Source organism: Brevibacterium aurantiacum (assembly GCF_900169065.1).
Classification (GTDB): Bacteria; Actinomycetota; Actinomycetes; order Actinomycetales; family Brevibacteriaceae; genus Brevibacterium; species Brevibacterium aurantiacum.
This window is the reverse complement of record NZ_FXZB01000032.1, coordinates 1-22,749: the sequence shown is the minus strand read 5'-3', so window position 1 is coordinate 22,749 and position 22,749 is coordinate 1. Positions and strand designations below refer to the sequence as shown.

The following is a 22,749-nucleotide window of genomic DNA, read 5'->3' as shown; positions in this document are numbered from 1 at the left end:
CCTGATCAAGTCATCGGTAAGTCATGACTTTCCCGAGTGAAGCCGCCTGATCTGTACCGGCCAGTAGGTGGCGCTCCACCGATCCATCGCGTCGGCCCATCAACGAGAAACCCGCACACGACGATACCTGTCGGCGCCGTCAAGTGCGGGAACTCGGTCAGCCTTGGTCGGTCAACCTTGGTCAGTCGGCTGTGCTCAGTCGCCCCTGGTCAGTCGGCCAGGGCAGTGGCAGCGTCATAGCGCAGGATCGCCGCTATTCCGTCTGCAACGTCAGCGTCAACGAGTCCGAAGCCAGCGGAGGAGAGCACAGCGTCAGCCAGGATCGCTCCTTCGCCTTCGGAACCAACATCGTAGTTGAGGAGCACGGTCGCTACGGCCCCGCGCCCAACCGCTTGAGAGACCTTTTCCTGTCCTTCTACTGCAAGGTCGTGCGCCTTGCTGTGGGACAGGTTCTCCGTGTCTTCGTTCTGTTTGGCTTGAACCCGATCAGAGGCAAGCGATTTCAAGGCGTCGTAGAGGGCATCTTCTGCAGCGTCATCATCTGTGCCTCCCTGATCGGTCTCTTCGAGGAGTTCGGTGACTCGGGTCGACAGTTCGGCCTTCACCGCGGTCCGACCTTGAACTTCGCCGGCCACGACGACGAGGTCCGGTTCACGGGCACGAACAATCTGGTCGACCTGGTCAGCGACTGCGCGAGCATTGTCTTTGACGATCTCATCGGCCCGACGTCGGATCTGGTTGTGCGAGAGCGCGCCCTGACGTGGTGCGTGAATGTCCTCATCGTTGTCACCGCTGACGACTGACTCATCCTGCTGCGTCGCCTCGTGCTGTGGGGATACCCGCAGCTCGCGGATGGTCGCACCCTCCTGATTGGCGATGACGAGGACCATATCGACCAGGCGACATCCTTCACGGACATAGGCTCCCAGTTCAGGGACATGTCCGTAATGTGCGGTGTCACCGGTGCCGAGTGCGGCATCCCAGTGCTCGTCGAGGACGACTCCGGCCGCGTTGGCGACGACGATCCGCCCGTCGGTCTGAACTTCGGTGATGTCTTCGACGATCAATGTGTCGTCGAGGTTCTTGAGGATTTCGTCTGCCGCGCCGGCGCTCGCGAGGTTCTCACGGAGCTCGTCCCACCTCAGCCGCACCTGCTTCTCGGCATCGGCCGCAGGAGAACGCCCTTCCAGATACACGGTGGCGAAGGGACCCTGGTTGTCATATACAGTGCGTAGATTTTCGAAGTTCATCATCAGCTCCTCATCTGTTCTCGTCGACGTCTGCCGACGATCGCGGGAAGTTCTCGTGGGAAATTCAATGACGCCTGGGCGCTCGGCGAGAATACTCGACGGTCACCCCCAGCCGACTCACGGTGACTCAATCAGCTCCATTCGCCGTCGGTGCCACGTATTCGTGCGATCAACCCAGACTTACACCTATCCCAGTGCTTGTAAACACCCTCGTGGCGGCTGACCCCTCTTATGGGAACCTGCGTTCTGCGTTATTGTCGAATAAAGACAAGGGAAGCGATCAGCATACGTCCGCAACCGGACACTCGAGGCAGTGCTCGATCTTCTGAACTGGCGTGAGTGAACGGACGCTACTACACATCGCATTACTGGAAAGTAAAATGCGAAAACCAGGCGACGCTCGGGAGGTGCAGACGATGGCTCGTCAACGGCTCAGCCGCGATGACGTAGTTCGTGGTGCCGTCGCCTATATCGACAAACACGGAATTCAAGCACTCACGATGCGTCGGCTGGGCGCATCCCTCGGTTTCGAGGCGATGGCACTGTACAGACATGTCGACGGCCGTGACGAATTGGTCGCTGCTGTCGTTCACCAAGTCATCGACGATCTGTTCAATGACACCCTGATGACGGCCCAGCCGAGCTCCTGGGAAGACCTCATCCAGCATGTGGCCAATGCCCTACGCAATCTTGCACTTGAGCATCCAAAGATATTCCCGCTGATCACAGCGCATCCACCGGAAGCACCTTGGCTACGTCCCCCGATGCGCAGTCTGAGATGGGTCGATCATTTCCTTGCCTCTCTCCAGGACTTCAGTTTCTCGGATTCAGCTGCCGTCGATGCGTACAAGGCATTCACGATGCTTTCTCCTCGGCGCACTTCTGCTTCGAGTCGCTGCCTTGGGAGTGGCCATCAGCCCCGAGGACACATCGACGGTCGAGGAAACCTCGCTCGATAAGTATCCAACCCTCCAAGGGCTGCGGAGCGAACTCGCCGAAGACCACTCTCAGCGCGAATTCGACGATGGTCTTGACAGTCTGATCGAACGAATACGCACCACCCTGCAGTCTTAGGCCGAGGTCTCCTCTGACACGATGGTCCGACTTCCCGGCGGCAGATTCATAGCGGGGTCATCGAGGAATTTCAACGCGATAGCGCATGTGACAGTCACCTTCATATGGCGATTGCGCACATCCTTCAGCGATCTGGTCATGAGTTCCTTGCAGTGGTGTGCCGCTTCAGGGGTCTCTATAGCTTCGCAATAGATGAACATGACCTCCTTCTCGTTGATCGTATAGTGCAGCGATGCCACAAGTTTTCCCGGAAGATAGAGATCGAACTTCGAGGCTTCTTGATTATTCAGCAGTGTGTACATATTGAGTCCTCTGATCGTGGGTGCTGGAAATGGGCCCGCTCGATGGTTCTGAGGTCCTAGACTCGCGTGTCGGTGGCTTCGGCCGAAGGTCGGCGAGGAATGTTCGGGCCCAGCGATGGATGTCGTGACGTTGGACGACGTCGGCCATGGAGGTCATTCGCTTTTCGGCTTCCGCTGCCGACATTTCCACTCCAAGCCGAATGGCGGTCTTGAGCCCGGCAATGTCGTGAGGATTGACCAGCAGCGCATCATTCAGCTCGGCAGCCGCTCCGGCAAACTCCGATAGCACGAGGACGCCATTTCTGCGACGAGCCGCCACGTATTCTTTGGCCACGAGATTCATCCCGTCTCGCAGAGAAGTCACCAAGAGGACGTCGGCCGCGAGGTAGAGAGCCACTGTCGACTCGAAGGAATACGAATGATGGAAATAGTGAATAGCCGCACGATCCATCGCACCGAAGTTGCCATTGATGTTTCCGACTAACTGCTCAACCTCATCGCGCAAGTCCTGGTAAGACTCAAGCCCTTCCCGGGATGGCACCGCAACTTGAACGAACGTCGTTTCCTGTGAATCGATCACACCGTCTTCGAGAAGTTCCTCGTAGGCACGCAGGCGATGGAGGATGCCTTTGGTGTAGTCAAGCCGATCAACGCCGACGATGAGCGTTCGCGGATCACCGAGCTCCTCGCGCATCTGCTGCGCCCAGCCCTGGGTCTCCCCTGCTTCAGCGACCTCGTGAATCGCAGTCGTATCGATTGAAATCGGATAGTTCCGTACTGTGCTCGGCAGATTCTCCCCGTCGAACTCTGAGAACCGCGAGACTGCACTGCGGAAGTTCTTCACATCCGAGGCCAGCTGGAAGCCGATCACGTCTGCACCGAGCAACCCCTTCAGAATCGAATCGCGCCAGGGAAGCTGCGCGAATATCGTTTCCGCGGGAAACGGAATGTGGTTGAAGAACCCGATGCGAACGTCGGGCCGTTGGGCTCGGATCATCTCTGGAACGAGCTGCAGGTGGAAGTCGTGGATCCAGATAGTCGCCCCGAAGTCGGCGGCATCGACCGCCGCCTGAGCGAATCGGGCATTGGTGGAGCAGTAGGTATTCCACCAGGAACGATGGAATTGCGGCGGCACAACAAGGTCATGATAGAGCGGCCATAATGTGGCGTTGGAGAACCCTTCGTAATACTTATCGTATTCCTCTGCTCCGAGAGAGATGGGGACGAGGTTCATTCCGTCAAACTCGAACGGCTCGAATTCCTCTTCACAGGTTCCGCCCCACCCGATCCAAGCGCCGTGACTCTCCTTGACCATCGGTGCCACCGCCGACACAAGCCCACCCGGAGAAGGCGACCAGCTTCCCTCGCAGCAATCCGCCGGTAGGCGATTGGCGACCACCACCAGCGACTGATTTCCGTATTTCACTGCATTCACCAGCCTTCCGACGCGCGGATCGATCGCCCGAAGGTCAGACACCGACTGTCGCACCGAGTGCAGAGCTTCGATGCCGGACAAGGTCCTGGTCGAATAGTCGACACGAAACAGAAGCTTACTAAGTAAACGTCGTGTAGGTCACGTTACCACGATCAAGCCGGACGACATATCTTTCTGCTTCCCTATAGGGCGCTTGTTCAGCGGGACTGGATTTTTCTAGCATGAGGCCAGGAGCGGCTGGGCTCCCCACTTGAGTTGCTCTCACGGGGATTTTTCACCGCAGAGACCGTATTGTGGTCGCAACTCGCACAACGAGGCTCCTCATGGCGCCGGACGGAGAAGGCTCTGATGGCTGAATCGACAACACGATCAATGCATGTGCTCATCATCGCTGACCCTGGGGCTGCGAGTAAGAGGATCGCTTCGCTCACGGATGATTTCGAAGAGCAGCTGCAGCAGGTTTTCAATGTGGATGCCCACCTCGAGACCAGTACTCAAGTCATCCGAGTACAGCCGGACCATCAATTGGAGATGTCGACCCTCGACTCATTCATCAGTGTCTACGACAAGGTCGATGCGGTTCTCATGCTGACGGGGATCCCCCGCCACACGTATGGGAAACCTCTGGTCGCCGAGGTGCTGGGCGACAGGAAGGTTGCGGTGATCTCGTTCCCCACGCTGGGGGCATGGCCGTCGAAACAACGAGTCCACAAGATACTGACAAGCTGCATCAACCAATTCGTCCCATATGGTCTGCCCGCCAGCGCTAACCAGTCAGTGCCCCGGTGGGGACAATGGTCCGAGAAAAGCGACTCCGGGCATCAGACGCTTCACGCCCACACATTCACGGGCGGTCCGCGCCTCATTCTGGGGATGACCAGCGCCAATGATCCTGTGAGAATGGCCTCGAAGCTCTCGCGCGCAATGGCAGCGGCGTCAGCAACCGGAGCGTTCGGCATCTTCTACAACTCCATCTGGCAGATGTCTCACTACTTGTCGACAGCACGACTGATCTCCATCGGTCTGATCGCCATTGCGGTCATGGTCATTTGGCTCATCACGACGAATAGATTATGGGATCGCCCCGACCGCGAACGGTTGGCTCCTGTAGTCCTCTACTACAATCTGTCCACGGTGCTGACGCTGATCGTATGCGTCATCGCCCTGTACGCGACACTCGTCGCCGGAATTCTCGTCGGCGGCCTCATCGTCATCGACCCAGGCTTCATGAGCCTGACGATCCAGGCCCCCGCCGCCTTCACCAGTTACCTCGACATCGCGTGGCTCAGCGCCGCGATGGGAGTCGTCGCGGGCGCGCTGGGATCGAGTTTCGACTCCAACGCAGACATCAAGAACCTCACGCACGCACAGAGGTTGCGCACCCGTGTCTACTCCGTCGACGAATCTGAGTGAGCAGACACGGCTGCGCTCACATTTCGGCGCGAGCCCAAGTCCTATGTTCAGCGAGCGCAGCAATGAGTTGCTTCGTCACTTCTTCAGGTCCGCCGCCGCAGAAGATCCCTGGATCGTCGAGCCCGATCCCGGGTTCCTCAAGCAGGTGCTCAGCATCGTCGCAAGTAGCAATTGGCTTCAGATGGCGCCAGGCTTCGGAGATAAGCACGTCGATTGCTGTCGAAGTCTCAATGCCGCCGGCCAACACGACAGCGTCGAATTCAACTGACCGCATCGTGGAATAGGTGCGCTCGACCGCAACTGCTGTGTTGCCTTCGCCCAATCTGCCACCTCTCGGAGCGATGAGGAGGGGCACCATGCCTACGTCGCCAACAGCTTTCCGCACAACTGTGATCTGTTCAATGGGCGTGTTCGCAGAGGCAACGAGACCGACCTTCCTGCCTGCCACTGGCCACCGCCCGCTGATTTGGGACAGCGCTGGACTCGCAGTCACGTCTGCTGCTGGTTGCTCGGTCGTTTGCGGGACGTCCAACCCCAGCCCCTCAGCCACTGTCTCGCAGAGTCCTCGGTCGATGGCGGCGAGATTCTTCACTTCTCGTTGCCGAATGGTCTCTTCGTAGCATTTGCCGAGCTCGAAGATGAATGCTTCCGCCAGATGTTGGCGTTCGATACCGGTCAGGCTCAGCCAGAACAGACGTGCCTGGCTGAAGTGATCGTCAAAGGATGCTGATGCGCGGCGTTCCTTCACCGATTCGGCCACGGGTTGGGGAACGTCGATGAGCGCGTGCTCGCCCTTGCTGGAGAAGGGATTGCCGCCGTCAAGCGAATTCGGTTTGTACGGTGCGACGCCTTGGTGAACCGCCGTTTGATGCATCCCGTCGCGAAACATGTCGTTGACGGGGCACCGCGGTCGATTGATCGGCAATTCGCTGAAGTTCGGGCCGCCGAGACGGGTCATCTGTGTATCGAGATAGGAGAACAGCCGCCCCTGCAGCAAGGGATCATTGGTGACGTCGATTCCCGGCACAAGGTGACCAGGATGAAAAGCCACCTGTTCAGTCTCAGCGAAATAGTTCTCAGGGTTTCGATCAAGCGTCAGCATGCCTACAGACGTGACTGGAGCGAGCTCCTCTGGGATGAGCTTGGTCGGATCGAGCAGATCGATGCCCTCAAACGTTTCGTCCTCGGAGTCAGGCATCACCTGCAGGCCCAGCTCCCACCTCGGATAGGCTCCCGCTTCGATCGCGTCGGCAAGGTCTCGGCGATGAAAGTCCGGGTCGAAGCCATTGGTCAGTTGCGCTTCTTCCCACAGCAGGGAGTGCACGCCGTTCTCCGGTTTCCAGTGGAATTTCACCAACGAGGTTTCCCCAGCAGCGTTCTCCAGACGGAACGTGTTCACCCCGAAACCTTCCATCATGCGCAGCGAGCGGGGAATCGCGCGGTCAGACATCTGCCACATGGTGTGGTGGGTGGCTTCGGTATGGAGCGATACGAAGTCCCAGAATGTATCGTGGGCGCTTTGAGCCTGTGGAATCTCTCGATCGGGGTGCGGTTTCGCCGCGTGAACGATGTCGGGGAACTTCATCGCGTCCTGGATGAAGAAGACCGGGAAGTTGTTGCCGACGAGGTCGAACACTCCTTCGGAGGTGTAGAACTTCGTGGCGAAACCTCGTGTGTCTCGAGCAACATCGGGTGAACCACGTGATCCGACAACCGTTGAAAATCGTGTGAATACCTCGGTCTCTGCCTCGGGCTGAAGGAATCCTGCCTTCGTGACTGTGGATGCCGTCCCATATGACACGAACGTGCCGTGCGCGGCTGCACCACGAGCATGGACGACCCGTTCCGGAATGCGCTCATGGTCGAAGTGGGTGATCTTCTCGCGCAGATGATGGTCTTGGAGGAGTACCGGCCCACGTGCCCCTGCCTTGAGCGAATGATTCGTATCCGGAAGCCTGCCGCCTTGCGCCGTCGTATGATATTCGCCTTGCTGTGCCTGCTCGGTCTGCCCGTCAGCACTGTCGGCTCCAGTGGGCGTGGTCGGCCTGGGTCCACTCTGGTCCGGCTTCGACCCCAGGGGCCCTTGGGGACATTGTGGCTCCTCGAATTCCGGCGTTGCCGACGCTGGTTTTCCTGGGATGAACGGATTCTCTTCGGATGGCATCTTCGCTGTCCTCACCTCGGCGATTGAGACTCTTCGTGGTCACGCTATGTCCTTGTATCGACGAAGACAATCCCCCTTACGGGGAGCATTTATCTGGGTTATCCTGTCGACAACCGTGACCTCTACACGTGCGAGGAGATGTGGTCATCATGCCGAAAACCACCGCGTCAGGAAAGCCCAAGAAGTCAGAACTGCCCTCGACTCTTAAGAAGGCAGATCTCAAGGCACAGCGCACCTTCGCCAAGGCCTACGACTCTGCGATGGAGGAGTACAACGATGAGAAGCGCGCACACCAGGTCGCCTATGACGCTCTGAAGCACACTTATGAGAAAGTCGGCGACAGTTGGGAGCCGAAGAAGTCCTCCGGTCCCTCTGACGCGCAGAGCGCCGGCGGGAAGAATACGAATCGTGAGACCGCTGGCGGCGTTGATGCAAATGCGTCTAAAGACCATCTGTACAAGCAGGCGAAGAAGCTCGACATTTCCGGGCGCTCGACAATGACAAAGAAGGAACTTGTCAACGCCCTTGAGAAGGAGAGCAACCGGGCGACCTCGGCAGCAGACTAGGGCACAACCACTCGAACGCCTTCGTCACCGTCCCCGCGTTGCGAGTGTGTCGAGCTTGTCTAAGACGCAGGGCGGAGGAGAGTTGTCGCGACGTATCTGTTCGCTCGCTAGCTAAAGGATCACTGAGAAACGCGGTATTGCCGCGCAGAGCATAGGCGGCTAGAGCCCATCGAACTATATTCGCCTATTCGTACGTTTCCTTCACCGCCTGTCCCCCTCATACGCGTGAGGAGATCAGTGCAGCACGAGGCAGAACGGGCGTCCGATCGGGTCGGAATAGACTCGGAAATCAGGGTGTTCGTTTGAATCATCGATCAACGTACCGCCCGCGAGGAGGACAGTCGGCTCGGCGTCTTCATAGGATTCGACCCGGATGTTGATGTGCACCTGCAAAGGAACGGTGTTGTCCGGCCAGGTCGGAGCGACATAATTGCGTGCTCGCTGGAACGATAGAATCTGTCGCCCTGACGGCTCGAACAGGTTCACCCAATCAGTGTCTTCCTCCGGGGAGATATAACCGCCAAGAAGTGTCTGATAGAACTTGGCGTTCTCCAACGGAATGGGACAATCCAAAGCCGTTGTATTCAATGTGCCGATCATCGTTGGTCCTTCTTCCAATTGATTGTGTCCTGCCGTTGCTCATCATGGTCTGAGGCGCCTTCGCAGAGCCAGCTCAGTCCGGTGGCTCTGCAGAAGTGTCCTCTTCCTCCTTGGTGTCTCCACCGCGGAGGTCGCGCTCGTTGTCGGAGGGAGCGGCCCCGGCCTCGCCTGCAGCCTGTGCCTCCTTCGGGTCCTTCTCTATCGGTACGTCTTGCTCTGCGGCAATGCGCTCGAGTTGCTCTTCGGGACTCTGTGAGCTTCCTTCTGCTTCCGTCTCGGCGCTGACTCCGACGCCAGCAGCCTCAATGTCCTGCTCAGCGCCGTGTTCCTGTCCTGCTGCACCATCTGGCAGGTTCTTCTTCTCGTCGCTCATGGGGTTCTGCTCCTATCTGAGTTCAACGCAATCAAGCCACGCGATGATTGGACGGGTGCCCGCGAATGGGCACCACGATTCGTGTTCTCGACGCTAGACCCACCATGGCTTGGGATCAAGGCACCGACACAATAAGTCGGGACCGTCGCGGACTCGTTACCTGAGCCATTGGGGTCTGTTGCTCGGCGTTATCCCGTGTGAGAATGATCGAACACCGGCCATGCATCGTCAGGAAGGGATTGTTCATGAACAGAAACACGAACGACGAGTCGACCACCGAGTCGAAAGCGCGCGACGTTGCACAGAAGTTGGATGAGGCGACCGAGCCCCTGGGCGGCACCTCACAAGTGGAGTCGCGTGCGAAGGTCGGGTACACCGAGGAAGACGTCGAGAGCCGCGCTCAAGACACCGCAACAGAACAGGGTGTGAGCCTGCATCGCAATCCCGACGGATCGCATACGGCAGTCGATGCGACCCAATCTCAATCCGGCAAAGCACGCCATCATTTGGATGGAGCCGCTACAGCCGGCAACCCCGACAGCGGGAAGTTCGATAAGACGAAGCCGGAGGGTGAGTCCGCGACCGACGAACTCAGCCAGGCCGATGTCGTCAAAATCCTGCGCAGCGCTGATTCCGTGATGCTCGCGACCGCGCTCAATGACGGCACGATCCTCACCCATCCAATGGCGCCCCAGGAGATCACGGATGATGCCGACGTATGGTTCTACCTCGATCTCGGCGGCGATCAGACGGATGCACTGAGAACCAATCCCGCAGTCAACATCAGCATCGCCGAGGCGGGCAATTGGCTCTCCGTCGCCGGTCACATCGACTTCGTCGACGACCGCAATAAAATCAAAGAACTCTGGTCCAAGTCTGTCTCGGCCTGGTTCGCAGACAGCAATGACCCGAGCCTCGGCCTCGTCAAGGTCACGACCGAGTCTGCTCAGCACTGGGGCCTGCCTGGCGGCAAACTCTCCGGCCTGGTGAGAATCGTCAAGGGCAAAGTCGCCGGTGATCGCAGCCCAGGAGGCACTGCGACCACGGAGCTCTGAGCCGAGACCCTCTCACAACGAGGATTGGTGATCCCAGGAAGCATGCACGTTCTGTCGCTCCATGATCGTATGATTCTCGACCTGGAGGAGATGTCGCCAAGCTCGCGCCAATGAGACGATCTCTGTGTACGGATCGACCTACCCCGTGATCGTTTCGAGACGGTTCTCGAAAGGCTGGCCGATACGGATGCCGCCTACTCTTTTGCCCCGAGGTGGTTCGGGTGATCCGTCACAGCCGAGCCGAGAAATTTAAGTTCGAAAGAGGCCACGGGCGGTGGAAGACGAAGTATGGTGCTGCCCAGAAGGGAGCCCAGCTGCAGCCATCGGCGACCTCGATATAGGACCGAGGCCTGCAACAGGCGTTTCCGCCGCAGGCCTCGGTAATGTCCGTCACGAACAGACGTTCTGGCTGGGAGCTAGACTTCTTTGGACCCAGTAGCCTGCGTTTCGCGGGACGTCAATTGATCGCCGGAGTACAGCAGCACCCCGGGTATGCCTCTTTCAGCGAAGACTTTTCGCTGACGAGCGGCACCGGTGCCAAATTGCAGCAGTCGCCGGATTCCCGTCCGTACACGTTCCTCGTCGCCGTTTCGAAGCAGGTCTCGCTTCGCCCGATCGAACATGGCCCACGTCGCCGCAGCGGCGGGCACATTCCTCTGAGCTTCTGCGTCCATGAGATTGCCTGCCAACCCGAACCGTGCAGCTTGCCAGTGAGCAATGTCGACAAGATCAGTAGGAACCACATTCGCAACCGGGTGAGAGATTTCAGCATCGACAAGTCCGCGCATAAGCAACGCGAGCGTCAGGGCATCTTCGGTGTGCATCTGTACATCACAGGCCCTGATTTCCACGGTTTGGTGCCGAGGCGACAATCGAATCAGCCAGCCAACCATAGCCTCGTCATCAATCACTTCTGAGCGTTGGAATGCCGAGATCCGAGAATCGTAATCGTCGGCATTCTGAAAGTGAGGAGGAACTCCGCAGATGACCCATCGGCGGTACTGTATCGAGCGCCAGCTTGCAAAACCGCTATCGGAGCCGCGCCATAAAGGTGAATTGGCGCTCAGAGCCGTCAGTACAGGAAGCCATCTGCGTAGTCCGTTGAGCGCAACTATTCCGGTTTCCCTATCAGGGACACCGATATGTACATGCATTCCGTTGATGAACTGCTCGCTCGCAATCGCCGGTGCCAGCGCCGCCATCTCCCGGTAGCGAGAGCCGTCGCTGATGACCGGAGGGGCCCCCGAGATTTGAGGTGCAGTACCCAGTGCCGTTGCTAGCAGTCCAAGGTCATCGGCCGTCGAGGAAAGGTTCTTCCGGAAGGCCCACAGATCTTCGAAGGCTTCTGACGCGGTACTCAGCACAGGGGTGGCGTATTCGATCTGACAGTCAAGCCACTCGTCCGTAACACGCCCCCTGTGGGGCGAGAGCGTCATCAGTGCCGTCTTCTGCTGATCTGTCGGCGAAGCAGGCAACAGAGTAGAACGGCTGGCAAGGAGGAATTCCTCCTCGATACCGAAGGCAGTCATCTGGCCTCCTCTGGTCACTCACTCGAGTATGTCGCCCTCTTCGACCAGAGACAATAGTTCGTCCGTCGTCCGGTCGGTGACATTCATGTCTGCTTCGAGGGTTTCATCGATGGGCCATCTGCTGGCCGTCGTGATGCCCTGACCCGCTGGGGCCCTCGATCTCCCGACTCGCGCGTCGATTGCTGAGCGAAGTTGTAGGCTTCACCGAGCGTCGGAGCCTGCCCCACAACACCTCGGTTTGAACAGCACCCGCGGTTGAGGATCGCGCATGCTCGATTGGCGACGACCGCGCAGCCAGCGGAATCACCACGCCTGCAGCGTGAACGTGATGCAGGTGAACCGTCGGACGTACACGACTACGGAGTGCACGGCAACCCCTTACGTCCATTGATCATGGGGCTTATCGTGAGGTCTACTATGTTTTCTGCTAGAACAAGCGACGCGAGACGGAGCTGTTGTGTCCGGCCACCATAGGTCACGAAGTGACGACGATACGAACCTCAGGAAACAACCCTTACGTTGGGAGCGCACATGCGAGTAGCAGTCATCGGGGCCACCGGCAATGTCGGCACGGCCGTATTGGGCGTTCTTCACGAGACGTCGGAGATCACCTCGGTCGTAGGCATCGCCAGGAGAATGCCCGACACCTCAGTCGCCCCGTATGCCGATTGCGATTGGAAGTCGATTGACATCGCTGCGGCCAGCAGCGAATCAACCGCAGTCGGGCAGCTCACCGAGGCATTGACGGGTGTCGATGCTGTCATTCATCTGGCCTGGCTGATTCAGCCGAATGATGATCGTGATCTGCTCCGCCGAGTCAATGTCGAGGGAACGGCGCGGGTGGCTGCCGCAGTGGCGAAGGCCAAGGTCCCTCACCTCGTGGTGGCGTCGTCGGTCGGGGCGTATTCTGCAGACGAATCTCTCGACCGGCGTGATGAGTCGTGGCCGACAACAGGAATCACCACCTCGCACTACAGCGTGGACAAGGCAGCACAAGAGCGAGTGCTTGACCGATTCGTTGACGATCACCCCGAGGTCACCGTGACACGTTTGCGTCCGGCCCTGATCTTCGGCGCAGACGCTGCGTCTGAAATACAGCGCTATTTCCTCGGGTCCTGGATGCCGCTGCAGCTTCTTCAGTCCGGCCATCTGCCCTTCCTGCCGGTCCCGGCGGGTCTGCGTGGAGTCCAAGCAGTGCACTCCTCCGACGTTGCACGAGCTTACGTTGCAAGCGTCCTGCACCGCTGCCCGGGTGCGTTCAACATTTGCGCCGACGATGTGCTCGGTGCCCAGGAGTTGGCAGACTTGCTCGGTCATGGTCGATATGTGGAACTGCCGCCACGTGTTGTGCGCACGGCACTCGGTCTCGGTCACAGCGCCAAACTGGTGGCTGCTGATGAGGGGTGGTTGGATATGGGATTGGCCGTCCCGCTGATGGACAGCTCACGTGCCAAACTGGAACTCGGGTGGCGTCCGCAGTTCAGTGCCATCGACGCTGCGCGCGTTCTGCTCGTGGGAATGGCGACTGGGCAAGGGGCTGGGTCGGTTCCCATGCGGCCACGAAATCTCGACCAACCGCAGGCCGCACAGAGTCAAAGCAAAAACTATTCGGCAGGCAACCAAACCACTAGTAAGTCGGTTCCTGACATCGATATCGATCTGCTCGGGCTCTATATCAGCGACCATCTCACGGGCGCTACCGCCGGGGCCGAGAGAATCGAAAGGATGGCTGCGGACTTCACTGACACTCCAGTCTTTGCAGCATTGTCAGAATTGGCCGACCAGATCCGCAGAGAGCACGCCTTCATACAGCGCCTGCTCGAACAGCTGGGTCTTAAAAGACGGCCGATTGCCGAAGCAATCGCATGGACGGGAGAACGCCTCGGCCGACTTAAAGGCAACGGGGCAGTACTCAACCGCTCCCCCATGACCATGGTGCTCGAAACTGAGCTGATGCGAAGCGCTGTTATCGGCAAACTCGGTATGTGGCAGACGCTTGCCGATAATGCAGAAGGACTCGGATTGGAGACGTCTCAGTTCGCCGAGCTGAGTGAAAATGCTCTCCATCAGCTGTCGGTTCTCGATGCGATTCACGAATACGCACGGGGCAGAGCGTTTCGATCCGATCAAGACGTTTATGACCATGACTCAGATTCCAGCCCCATCAAAGCTGAATGAGTCCGGAAGGCGAACAGTTCACGACCGACAAATCCACCGTTAACCAGCGCAGGCCTATAACCTGCACAGCGAAGGAGAACCGATATGCGTGCACTCACCTGGCAAGGCAAACGAAATGTTTCCGTGGAGACAGTCCCCGACCCAATCCGCAAGAATGCCAACGAGGCCATTATCGAAGTTACCTCGACGGCGATCTGCGGATCGGACCTTCACCTCTATGAAGTGCTCGGGCCTTTCATGGATCCCGGTGACATCATTGGCCACGAGCCGATGGGTCGAGTCGTCGAAGCCGGCCCGGCCTCCAGCCTGGCGGTCGGTGATCGAGTCGTCGTGCCGTTTAATATTTCCTGTGGCCACTGTTGGATGTGTTCACGAGGTCTCTATTCTCAGTGTGAGACTACCCAGGTCAAAGAATATGGGTCCGGTGCCCAGTTGCTCGGCTATTCCCGGTTGTATGGCTCTGTGCCTGGTGGGCAAGCTGAATACTTGAGAGTTCCTCATGCCGATTTTGGGCCGATCAAGGTCGGCAACGATTTGGCGGATGATCGGTATCTGTTCCTCAGCGACATCCTTCCCACCGCTTGGCAAGCCGTGAAATATGCCGGCACCAGCGAGGGTATGACTTTGGGAGTTTATGGGCTCGGCCCTGTCGGACAATTCGCTGCCCGCATCGGGCAGCATCTGGGCGCGAAAGTATTCGGGATCGACCCGGTTGCCGAACGTCGTGGAATGGCTGAGCGCCACGGCATCGATGTTTTCGACTACGGCGAAGACACTCATGATGCTATTCGTGAGGCTACCGACGGCAGGGGCCCCGATGCTGTTGTCGATGCTGTGGGGATGGAAGCGCACGGCTCCCCGTTGGAGTCATTCGCTCAGCATGCCGTCGGGGTGCTCCCATCGCCGGCTGCTCGAAAGCTGATGGAAACGGGTGGAGTCGACCGTACTGCCGTCCTCCATGCAGCCATCGACTTGGTTCGGCGAGGCGGGACGCTATCGCTGAGTGGCGTCTACGGTGGCCAGATCAGCCCGATGCCCATGTTGGAACTCTTCGACAAGCAGATTCAAATGCGCATGGGCCAGTGCAACGTACGGGCCTGGATCGATGATCTGCTGCCGCTCGTCGAGGACCCCCAGGACCCGCTTGGCGTGGAAGATCTGGTCACACACCGATTGCCCCTCGAATCGGCGCCAGAAGCTTATGACATGTTCCAAAAGAAGACTGACGGCTGCATCAAAGTCGTTCTGGACCCGAAAAGCAGTGATCCCGGCACGAGAACTTCGTGAGCTGCGGGAGGCGGCTTCACCCTCTCAACAACACTCACTGCACGCGGTCCGAAGCGTTTGCCTCCTTGCTGGTGGCAGCTCACGGCAAGGACGGGCTAGTTTACCTCGGTCGGGTCGGGACTGGATTCGATGAGCATCAGCTACGTTCACTGCGAAAAGAACTCGAACGTCTTCATCGGTAGACGCCACCGCTGGACGTCCCTTCTGCAGAGTCCCGCGATGCTCATTGGGTGCGGCCCAGCATCATCGGAGAGGTCCGTTTCGGTCGGATCACCAACGTCGTCTCAGACACCCTGTCTGGCGCGGGCTCCGCGACGACATTGACTTCGACGATGTCACAAACTGAAATAGGCCTGCACTTTTCGACGTACATTCACCCATACGCCGAAAAACGCACTGACAGCACGCCGCTGGTTTTACCCACGTCGGAATATCGTTCACTCACACCACTACGAGGATCGTGCAGGGGGTAACCTGGCGACAAGGTTGGCCTCGAGGCGCTGAAACATGCGTTTGAGAAGATCGGCGACTAAGGGGAACCCAGAGAGCCCTCTGGGCCTTCCGACGCGCAAAGCGCCGGTGGAAAAAGAACACGAACCGTAATACTGCTGGTGGCGTCGACTCCAACGCTTCGAAGGACCACCTGTACACCGAGGCCAAGAGGCCCGCCGTGTCGGGACGCTCAACCATGACCAAACACGAACTCGTATGTGCTCTCGAACGGGAGAGCAACCGCGCGACTAGCAAAAGTTGTTGACACGGGACGTGGCTATAGCCTCTGCCTGCACACCCTTGGAGCGAGGATTCTCAGTACAGATATGATGCAGGCTTCAACGCGGCTCGTCGGTCGTGCCACTTATGGGTTCAACACCTATTGCCGACGTCTCACGTGGAGTCCGCCCTCGAATGAGCGGCCACCGACGTGCAGCCTTCGCCGCTCCCGCGATCAATTCGCCGAGGTTGTCGTCCGAGGCAGAAAGCGCTCAAAGTTTCGTGTCCGGACAGTTCCCCTTGTACGCGAGTAGAGTACGGACGTGACCAGCTACAAGAAACACGAGAAGAACGCTGCGAAGATAGCCAGCAGTATTCCCGAGCTGTGCGATGAGCAAGCCATTTGCCTCGCCGTCGCGGAGTCTCTCACAGGCGGTAAGATCTCCAGCCAACTCGCGGCCGCGCCCGGTTCGGGGAACTGGTTCGCGGGCGGAGTGGTGGCATACTCGAGCGAGGTCAAACACCGTCTTCTCATGGTGCCTCGCGGTTCGGTGATCTCCGCGGCCTCGGTTGAAATGATGGCTCGATCCGCGTGCAGTCTGATTTAAGCCGATGCTGCTGTAGCCGCTTCCGGCGCGGGTGGCCCTGATGGTCAGGACGGGCAGGATCCCGGGACCACGTGGATCGCGGTTCTCGTCGGTGACGACGTGCGATCCGAGCTGCACAGATTTCAAGGGGATCCAATCGACATCTTGTCCCTCACCGAGGAACGAGCACTGGCAATGCTGTTAGAAGCCCTCCAGGATCGATACGTCGATGTGTCTGAGTAGGCATCAGTAGGTTGGCAGAAAACTAATCGGCGACCAGAAGCGCTTGCGGTGCAGCTTGTTTCATTCTCGTGATCATCCATGTAAGTTGCTGATCTGTATCTGCTTCCGCGCTAGACGTAATCTCGCGCAGAACTTGATCGTGGGAGGCCAGTGCAGCTTGTTTGGCTAGAATCCAGGTGATGTTGACGTAGCTCGCTTGAGCGTAGAGATATTGTAAGCCCAGTAACAGGGCTAGGGGCCCTGACCGCACTTTTTTGCGCCCCGTTCCATTTGCGCACCGCATCGGCGCCATCGTCGTCATGATACTTGTCGAGGAGCGGCCGGATCGTCTCTCTGTGCGCTTCGCTTTGTTTCGCGAGAGTCTGCAGCAGAGAATGAACGTCAGCCTCCGCAGTGTAGCCAGACGAGATCACGCGATAGGAGCTGGCGGGGGTCTGCTCGAGTTGCGCGCCATCGCGGTATCCCAGTCAGTTTCTACCAACACACAGTCTCTGCGAATGAGGGGCTTCGTGAGACGGTCCTTGTGATTGAGGCCCTGCCAGCTGCCGAAGAGGCCTTTGGGCCCAAAGCGACCACGGTTAACTGCGTCCTGAAAACGACCACGGACTCCCACCATCTGCCCGTCTTTGACCGCTATGTCACAACCGCAGCCGTTACTGCATAAGACACAAGCGGATTGCACCCAACGACCGACGTCGTGCTCTTCGACGCCATCCTTCAGAGCTGGGTCAACTCGAACAGGCCATCGCGGACCTTTGGGGAAGGGAGTCCGCGAACCCCAAATATCTGCAATTCGGTCAACCACGAGCGTGCCTTCCTCGCGGATGTCGGTAAGCCTCGCCGTACTCGCCGCTGAACAAACCTGGAACCCTGCCCGCTCCACCGGCAGGCGAAATGGCCAGCCCGTAGTGGATGCGCATGGATGCGAGAGCTGAGTGCATCTGTCAGTCTGGGTCAGTTGGCTTCGGCGCCGGAGCTTTGAATCCAGTCAGCTTATGGGAACCGTCGCAGAGCGGAGGGATTCCCGTCATGCCACACCGACAAAGGGCCACAACTTTCCGGTTCGGCTGTTCCGGTGTCCTTCCCGGGGCCGCTGCGAGCGAGAAATTTCCTCGCACAAGAAGTGGGCCATCAGGGCACGCCGTCACGGTCACCGGGTCAGTGTCGTCATTCATTCTGGGCAGACCTTCCTTCATAAATCGTTCTCAACGTTACGAATGAATGTGCTGCGGTAGCAATCTCATCTCTGTGCCGGGATTGCATCGAGCCGCGGATGCATCATTCACCACCCGGTGAGTTTCTCAGCGCGGACTGGCCATTAGTCCATCTGTCGTGCATGAGCTGGCCCGCGAGGTCATCGACGAACAAGCACGCCGAGGCGCCAAAGACAATATCGGCAATGAGCCGTGGATCGTCGTCGGCGGCCCCTCCGGCAAGGTCGCGTCCGGCGATCTGCTCGTGCACCGCGTCGGCTTCGACATGTTCGTCAAAGTACCAAGTGACATCTTCGCCGTATCCGAGCCGAGCGAAGGCGCGGGAGTAATACTTGTTTGGAATCGACGAGGTCATTTCGAAAGCGGCCAGGTGACCGATGGTGGCGCCTCGCAGTCGCCTGTTGAGCCCGAAGAAGTTCATCGTGTTCACCGAACTGAGGATCACCGCTGGGACCACATCGAGGTAGGCATCTGGTCGATCGTCCAATCCGAAACTACGGAGGGTTTGAGCGAAGATCTCTGCGTGTATACGCTCCGGTCTGCCACCGCCGTATTCATCAGACTGGATTTCTACGAGCGCAGCCTTAGCTCGGCCCCTGAGTCGCGGGATCGCCCACGTGTGCGGATCGGCCTCGCGGAGAGTGTAGATGGACCGGTGAATCAGGAATTCCCGTAGTTGGTCGACTGTGGCGTGTCGAGCCATCCACGTCGCGAGAGTGGGCTGGGCTGCGTCTGCAGTCATTGAGAACAGCGTCTCAGCGACTTCCTCGCCATTGACCGGCAATGTTGTGGGCGAGGGGTTGTGCAACCGCAGCTCCTCTTCGAGTTGTCTTTCGATGAGATGTCGGATGCCGATCAGCTGAGGGTTCCATTCCCAATCGCCCTCGACGAACTCTGCAGGGCCGTAGTGCAGGACATACAGTAAGTAGAGCGTGAGCTGCAGGTCCTCATCGAAAAGAAGGTCGTCGGTTGCTTGGAGGGCGCTGGCAACCGAGCCTGCGAGTTCAACCAGATTAGCGTCTGTCGTCTGGCGTGCTCCGGTAAGGACGCCGATTAAGGTGTCGCTGACCGGGCCGCGCGCATTCGGTGCAGTACGGATGGGGTCGTCAGTTAAACGCGTCGTCATTGAAATACCCTCCTGATGTGACTGTATTGTCAGCTTAATGGGCCAGATGGCAACGATGTGCGCGTCTTTTTCGCTCTCGCCTAGGCTCTGAGCAGGTGCGCGGTACTCTGCGATGTCCATACACTGTTCTGCGATCCGATAATCGCGGAACAGAAGTCCCAGCTCAGCGCCTAGATCTCGGGTGCGAAGTCGTACGGCGCCTGGGGGCCAACGAGCCGAAATCTCAGGCGCTCCTGATTTGCTTCAGCCAAGCTATTGACTACGTCGTTGAACTTCGGGATCACCTTTTGGCTAAGAAGGACTGCCACCTCGGTGACGTCCTCGGCCTGCCCAGCTTCACGTTCGCACATGTCAGCGGCGAGAGGCCTCAGCTGCTCGAGAATCGTCGACGCTTCGGATGGTTTCCAGCTCTCCATCGTCTTCACGACGATCTCGCCGAGGCGGTTGCGCTCTGTTCGTGTCTCATCCTCGCTTGTGCCGACGATCATCCCCCTCAGCTCCGCAGCCTCGGGGTTATCGAGAATGATCTCCCCGAGAACGGTGTCACGATCGTACCGAGCCAGAAGTGTGAACTGGGCATGTCCTGAGAGCTTCTCTAAAGCGTCGATGCACTCCGCCTCGAGCGGGGCGAGTATCTCGCCGGCGATATCTGTCTCCCCTGGGACCACGGTCCCAAACGTCAGCGGCAACACGGGCTGCGTGGTGGCGATCCCGTCGAGCACCTCGATGTGGGTGCCCAGATCATCCGGAGTTCCCAGAACCTCTGTCTCAACGAGATCGGACACCACTGCTGCCACCTTCCCGAAGCTGACGGTGAGCAATTGGCCTGCCTGCACGCCGTCAATTCGACTGGGGAGGCCACTGTCTGTCAGCACAATGCCGTAGAGATATCTATCGCTGTCAACTGCGGTGTCTTCACTCATTCGGACTCCGTGGAATTGCGGGCGGGGCGCTTCCCCGACGAGCTTCTTTGTCTTCCGGCGTCCCGCCCATCAGCTCCGGCAGATCCGCCTCGTCGAGAGCCGACTTCATCTTGTCAGTGTGATCCTGGAGCCTGCTGCTCAACTGGTCGACGCCTTTAGCTGCCATCGCTTTGGCTACATTCTTACCGGAGTCGGCCAGGCGACCTGTGACCTTTTCTCGGAGGCTCTTGAGTTCAGGAGACGAATCCACAAGCTCTTTGAGGCCGCCCGTCAGCTTGTCGCGGTTGTTCACCGCCGTTGACCCAGTTACGGAAGTAGCGATTGTCAGCGCTAACCCCAACTTTTTTGTTCTGCCCAGCATATAACCGCTGAGTATCAAGCCTGTGAGTTTCATCTTGTCGTTCACTGGGTACCTCCGATTATGTGCGCATACGCACACCTGTGATGGGCCCCTTGAACACGGTAAGTCGGCGTTGAATCGCCGTTACGTTCGGAAAACGAGCACACCGTGCCGTGGCAATGTTCGTGCAGAAGATTATTATCCGACGTGACGTAGGGGTTTCGGAAATGTCTCTGCCCGTTGTCCGCGGTGATCGCAGATTCCTGACTGCATCTGCCGGCTTCTGATATGTCGCGGAAGTCAAGAGCAACCTGCCCTCTCCACAATGGTCGCCCCAGTCACCACTGATCCGTCAAGGGGGGTCAGGATTGACCGACAGGGGCTTACAGATGTCCACTTAGAGCGTTATGGTGGTCATCTACTCCGGAACCCGGAGAGATTGGAGCAAGTTTCATGGCAAAAACAGTCAATGTTCCCGAACCCCACGGTTCAGAGAAGACGCAGAGAGAAAACGCTGAACAGGGTTTCGTCGCTCCCGCTGCTCTGACTAAGAATCTGCAAAGCGTGCTGGTTGATTTCATCGCCTTGAGCCTTACCGCCAAACAAGCACACTGGAATATCGTCGGCCCGAACTTCCGCGATCTCCATCTCAACCTCGACGAGGTGGTGAGCATCGCCCGCGCCGGGAGCGACACCATGGCCGAGAGGATGCGTGCTCTCCACGCGTCACCTGACGGTCGGCCAGCTGTCGTAGCCGAGCAGACGCGTCTGCCCCAATTTCCTGAGGGTGAAATCACCACTCATGACGCCATCGACCACATGGTCAAGACTGTCGAGACCACGGTGGCAACAATGAGAAATTGCCACGATGAGGTCGACTCCACCGACCCGACGACAGCAGACCTCTTCCACGAGTACATGGCACAACTCGAGCAGCAGGCATGGTTCATCAGCGCCGAGACTCGTACGCCTCAATGAACCGATAGTTTGACCTGAATAGGCTCAGTAGCCCCATCTGCTCATCGGCAGGTGGGGCTTCTCAATGTACCGCAGACGCCGAAACAACGGCGTCCGCAGCAGCAGATGCAGACGACAACGAGACGGCAAACGCCGACAACACCGCTGCTGCTGAAGCTAATGCGGTAGCAGCAGCATCGGCTGCCTCGAACGACGACTCCTCCGCTGAGGCCTCCGCAGTAGCAGCGTCAGACGCTGATGCGGATGGTGCTGAAGCTTCGGCCTCCGCTGACGCCGATCCGGACAGCGCAGCCTCGGCTGATGCTGACCCAGAGGCATCCGCTTCAGCCGACGCTGACCCAGAGGGCTCGGCAACCGCTGCGGCTGACGCTGCAGAAGCCGAAGCAGAAGCAACCGCTTCTGCGGACGCTGATGGTGCAGAAGCCAGCGCTTCGTCGGATGACGATGCAGATCAGGCATCGGCTTCGGCAGATTCGGATCAGGCAGCATCGGCTAACGCCGGAGCTTCCTCGGACTCCGAGTCCTCGGCCAGCTCCTCAAGCCAGGCCAGCTCCTCGAGCCAGTCGAACGCTTCCGCAGGTTCGAACGCCTCGGCGAGTGCCGGTGCGAGCACCAACGCCTCGGGCAGCAGCGACGGTGGAGACCTCCCACGGACAGGCGCCGACGGCGCTCTGACCCTGGTCGGCTTCGCGGCCCTGCTCATCGCAGGTGGTGCGGCCGTGGTCTTCGGAACACGTCGCTACCGTGCCTCGGCAGCAGGTAAGCACTGATATATAGGAGACTCAGCCACTGAGCTGAACACCCGCGGCGGCGGGGACGGAGTGAAAACTCCGTCCCCGTCGCCGTCTATTCATCGCACGAAAACCCGAACCCTAGCTTTACCACCTGGTAATTTACGACACGCACTCGTGACAATTTCGTCATATTACGCTCCGTGACTCAACGCACTGAGTCAGGACTTTTGTTCGAACAAAAGTATCGACGTTTCAACAGCTGAGACACAAGGATGCCTGCCGGAGAAACGCGGCGTGAGTGCGACCCCGCAATCTCAAGGCAAAGCCCCGCTCCTACACCAAAAACTCCCCAGAAGACACCCTCCGGAGGCATTCACCGAACGTTCACGTCACCACCAACCACCTGGACACATGACCAGACCGTTATATTCTCGTTATATTTCACATTACTTTCGCATTATTCTCCAATGACCTTGTAGGGTGAATTTCGTTCGGCCGAAAAGCATCATGGCACCTTGTACGCAAACACCGTCGGTCGATCTGGTTGGGCCCCCGGGTAGGAGTCCGGTGACTATGTGAGTTTCGCATCCGATAATGGATGCAAGGAGGAAATTCACAGATTATGGCACGTAGACATACCCCGGATCAGGTCATCGCGAAAGTGCGT

Annotated in this window: 21 protein-coding genes and 2 pseudogenes; 9 read left to right on the top strand and 14 right to left on the bottom strand. The window is 58.5% G+C overall.

The features are described from left to right. Nucleotides 1–209 precede the first annotated feature (209 nt). The gene (locus BAUR9175_RS17210) at nucleotides 210–1,253 is read right to left on the bottom strand and encodes a baeRF2 domain-containing protein (RefSeq protein ID WP_101584674.1); all 1,044 of its coding nucleotides are present in this window, start codon (nucleotides 1,251–1,253) and stop codon (nucleotides 210–212) included. A 413-nt stretch (nucleotides 1,254–1,666) separates the two neighbouring features. Between BAUR9175_RS17210 and BAUR9175_RS17205 the strand changes: the two genes are divergently transcribed. After that, nucleotides 1,667–2,209, top strand: coding sequence for a TetR/AcrR family transcriptional regulator (locus BAUR9175_RS17205; protein WP_241211609.1), 543 nt, complete (start codon nucleotides 1,667–1,669; stop codon nucleotides 2,207–2,209). Nucleotides 2,210–2,320: 111 nt separating this feature from the next. On the opposite strand, the gene BAUR9175_RS17200 is transcribed toward BAUR9175_RS17205, so the two are convergent. After that, a complete protein-coding gene (locus BAUR9175_RS17200; RefSeq protein WP_101584672.1) occupies nucleotides 2,321–2,626 on the bottom strand; it encodes a hypothetical protein in 306 nt (101 codons plus the stop codon). Next, on the bottom strand, nucleotides 2,607–4,142 hold the full coding sequence (locus BAUR9175_RS17195; protein ID WP_241211505.1) for an alpha,alpha-trehalose-phosphate synthase (UDP-forming): 1,536 nt from the start codon (nucleotides 4,140–4,142) through the stop codon (nucleotides 2,607–2,609). Before BAUR9175_RS17195 ends, BAUR9175_RS17200 begins: the two co-directional genes overlap by 20 nt. A gap of 267 nt (nucleotides 4,143–4,409) precedes the next feature. Between BAUR9175_RS17195 and BAUR9175_RS17190 the strand changes: the two genes are divergently transcribed. Next, on the top strand, nucleotides 4,410–5,474 hold the full coding sequence (locus BAUR9175_RS17190; RefSeq protein WP_241211506.1) for a hypothetical protein: 1,065 nt from the start codon (nucleotides 4,410–4,412) through the stop codon (nucleotides 5,472–5,474). Nucleotides 5,475–5,490: 16 nt separating this feature from the next. Here the strand turns inward: BAUR9175_RS17190 and BAUR9175_RS17185 are convergent, their stop codons facing one another. After that, nucleotides 5,491–7,638: a catalase gene (locus BAUR9175_RS17185; RefSeq protein ID WP_101584669.1), complete on the bottom strand. Its 2,148-nt coding sequence runs from the start codon at nucleotides 7,636–7,638 to the stop codon at nucleotides 5,491–5,493. Nucleotides 7,639–7,787: 149 nt separating this feature from the next. Here BAUR9175_RS17185 and BAUR9175_RS17180 point away from each other — a divergent pair, with 149 nt between their 5' ends. After that, nucleotides 7,788–8,204, top strand: a complete 417-nt coding sequence (locus BAUR9175_RS17180; protein ID WP_101584690.1) for a ChaB family protein — start codon at nucleotides 7,788–7,790, stop codon at nucleotides 8,202–8,204. A 234-nt stretch (nucleotides 8,205–8,438) separates the two neighbouring features. Here the strand turns inward: BAUR9175_RS17180 and BAUR9175_RS17175 are convergent, their stop codons facing one another. Then, complete coding sequence (locus tag BAUR9175_RS17175; protein WP_101584668.1) at nucleotides 8,439–8,804, bottom strand: VOC family protein; 366 nt, start codon at nucleotides 8,802–8,804, stop codon at nucleotides 8,439–8,441. A 73-nt stretch (nucleotides 8,805–8,877) separates the two neighbouring features. Further along, nucleotides 8,878–9,177: a hypothetical protein gene (locus BAUR9175_RS17170; RefSeq protein ID WP_101584666.1), complete on the bottom strand. Its 300-nt coding sequence runs from the start codon at nucleotides 9,175–9,177 to the stop codon at nucleotides 8,878–8,880. A 245-nt stretch (nucleotides 9,178–9,422) separates the two neighbouring features. Between BAUR9175_RS17170 and BAUR9175_RS17165 the strand changes: the two genes are divergently transcribed. Beyond that, complete coding sequence (locus BAUR9175_RS17165; RefSeq protein WP_101584664.1) at nucleotides 9,423–10,232, top strand: pyridoxamine 5'-phosphate oxidase family protein; 810 nt, start codon at nucleotides 9,423–9,425, stop codon at nucleotides 10,230–10,232. A gap of 416 nt (nucleotides 10,233–10,648) precedes the next feature. Here BAUR9175_RS17165 and BAUR9175_RS17155 read toward each other — a convergent pair whose 3' ends face one another. Next, complete coding sequence (locus tag BAUR9175_RS17155) at nucleotides 10,649–11,761, bottom strand: carboxylate-amine ligase (RefSeq protein ID WP_101584663.1); 1,113 nt, start codon at nucleotides 11,759–11,761, stop codon at nucleotides 10,649–10,651. A gap of 531 nt (nucleotides 11,762–12,292) precedes the next feature. Between BAUR9175_RS17155 and BAUR9175_RS17150 the strand changes: the two genes are divergently transcribed. The 4 genes and pseudogenes from BAUR9175_RS17150 to BAUR9175_RS19790 all read left to right on the top strand — a co-directional run bounded on the left by BAUR9175_RS17150 (nucleotide 12,293) and on the right by BAUR9175_RS19790 (nucleotide 16,767). After that, complete coding sequence (locus BAUR9175_RS17150) at nucleotides 12,293–13,939, top strand: NAD-dependent epimerase/dehydratase family protein (protein ID WP_101584661.1); 1,647 nt, start codon at nucleotides 12,293–12,295, stop codon at nucleotides 13,937–13,939. Nucleotides 13,940–14,023: 84 nt separating this feature from the next. Further along, entirely contained in the window at nucleotides 14,024–15,226 is a 1,203-nt protein-coding gene (locus BAUR9175_RS17145; protein WP_101584659.1) for a zinc-dependent alcohol dehydrogenase, read from the top strand. Then, nucleotides 15,223–15,408: an ATP dependent DNA ligase gene (locus tag BAUR9175_RS19885; protein WP_101584658.1), complete on the top strand. Its 186-nt coding sequence runs from the start codon at nucleotides 15,223–15,225 to the stop codon at nucleotides 15,406–15,408. The genes BAUR9175_RS17145 and BAUR9175_RS19885 overlap by 4 nt, the downstream gene beginning before the upstream one ends. Before the next feature lie 852 nt (nucleotides 15,409–16,260). Next, nucleotides 16,261–16,767, top strand: a pseudogene (locus BAUR9175_RS19790) (CinA family protein). A gap of 22 nt (nucleotides 16,768–16,789) precedes the next feature. Here BAUR9175_RS19790 and BAUR9175_RS17130 read toward each other — a convergent pair. The 6 genes and pseudogenes from BAUR9175_RS17130 to BAUR9175_RS17105 form a co-directional block, all read right to left on the bottom strand. Then, nucleotides 16,790–17,068 (bottom strand): hypothetical protein, encoded by a 279-nt coding sequence (locus tag BAUR9175_RS17130; protein WP_125178311.1) that lies wholly within the window; start codon nucleotides 17,066–17,068, stop codon nucleotides 16,790–16,792. Between the two features lie 132 nt (nucleotides 17,069–17,200). Beyond that, nucleotides 17,201–17,572: pseudogene (locus BAUR9175_RS17125) on the bottom strand (nitrate reductase); the annotation flags it as partial. A gap of 139 nt (nucleotides 17,573–17,711) precedes the next feature. Continuing rightward, complete coding sequence (locus tag BAUR9175_RS17120; protein ID WP_101584652.1) at nucleotides 17,712–17,942, bottom strand: CDGSH iron-sulfur domain-containing protein; 231 nt, start codon at nucleotides 17,940–17,942, stop codon at nucleotides 17,712–17,714. Between the two features lie 103 nt (nucleotides 17,943–18,045). Continuing rightward, nucleotides 18,046–19,107: an iron-containing redox enzyme family protein gene (locus BAUR9175_RS17115; RefSeq protein ID WP_101584688.1), complete on the bottom strand. Its 1,062-nt coding sequence runs from the start codon at nucleotides 19,105–19,107 to the stop codon at nucleotides 18,046–18,048. A 170-nt stretch (nucleotides 19,108–19,277) separates the two neighbouring features. Further along, a complete protein-coding gene (locus BAUR9175_RS17110) occupies nucleotides 19,278–20,030 on the bottom strand; it encodes a GvpL/GvpF family gas vesicle protein (RefSeq protein WP_101584650.1) in 753 nt (250 codons plus the stop codon). Next, a complete protein-coding gene (locus tag BAUR9175_RS17105) occupies nucleotides 20,023–20,436 on the bottom strand; it encodes a hypothetical protein (RefSeq protein WP_101584648.1) in 414 nt (137 codons plus the stop codon). Before BAUR9175_RS17105 ends, BAUR9175_RS17110 begins: the two co-directional genes overlap by 8 nt. A gap of 387 nt (nucleotides 20,437–20,823) precedes the next feature. Between BAUR9175_RS17105 and BAUR9175_RS17100 the strand changes: the two genes are divergently transcribed. Then, nucleotides 20,824–21,348 (top strand): Dps family protein, encoded by a 525-nt coding sequence (locus tag BAUR9175_RS17100; RefSeq protein ID WP_101584647.1) that lies wholly within the window; start codon nucleotides 20,824–20,826, stop codon nucleotides 21,346–21,348. A gap of 478 nt (nucleotides 21,349–21,826) precedes the next feature. Here the strand turns inward: BAUR9175_RS17100 and BAUR9175_RS19435 are convergent, their stop codons facing one another. Continuing rightward, nucleotides 21,827–22,051 (bottom strand): hypothetical protein, encoded by a 225-nt coding sequence (locus BAUR9175_RS19435; RefSeq protein WP_180959272.1) that lies wholly within the window; start codon nucleotides 22,049–22,051, stop codon nucleotides 21,827–21,829. Nucleotides 22,052–22,749: the final 698 nt, after the last annotated feature.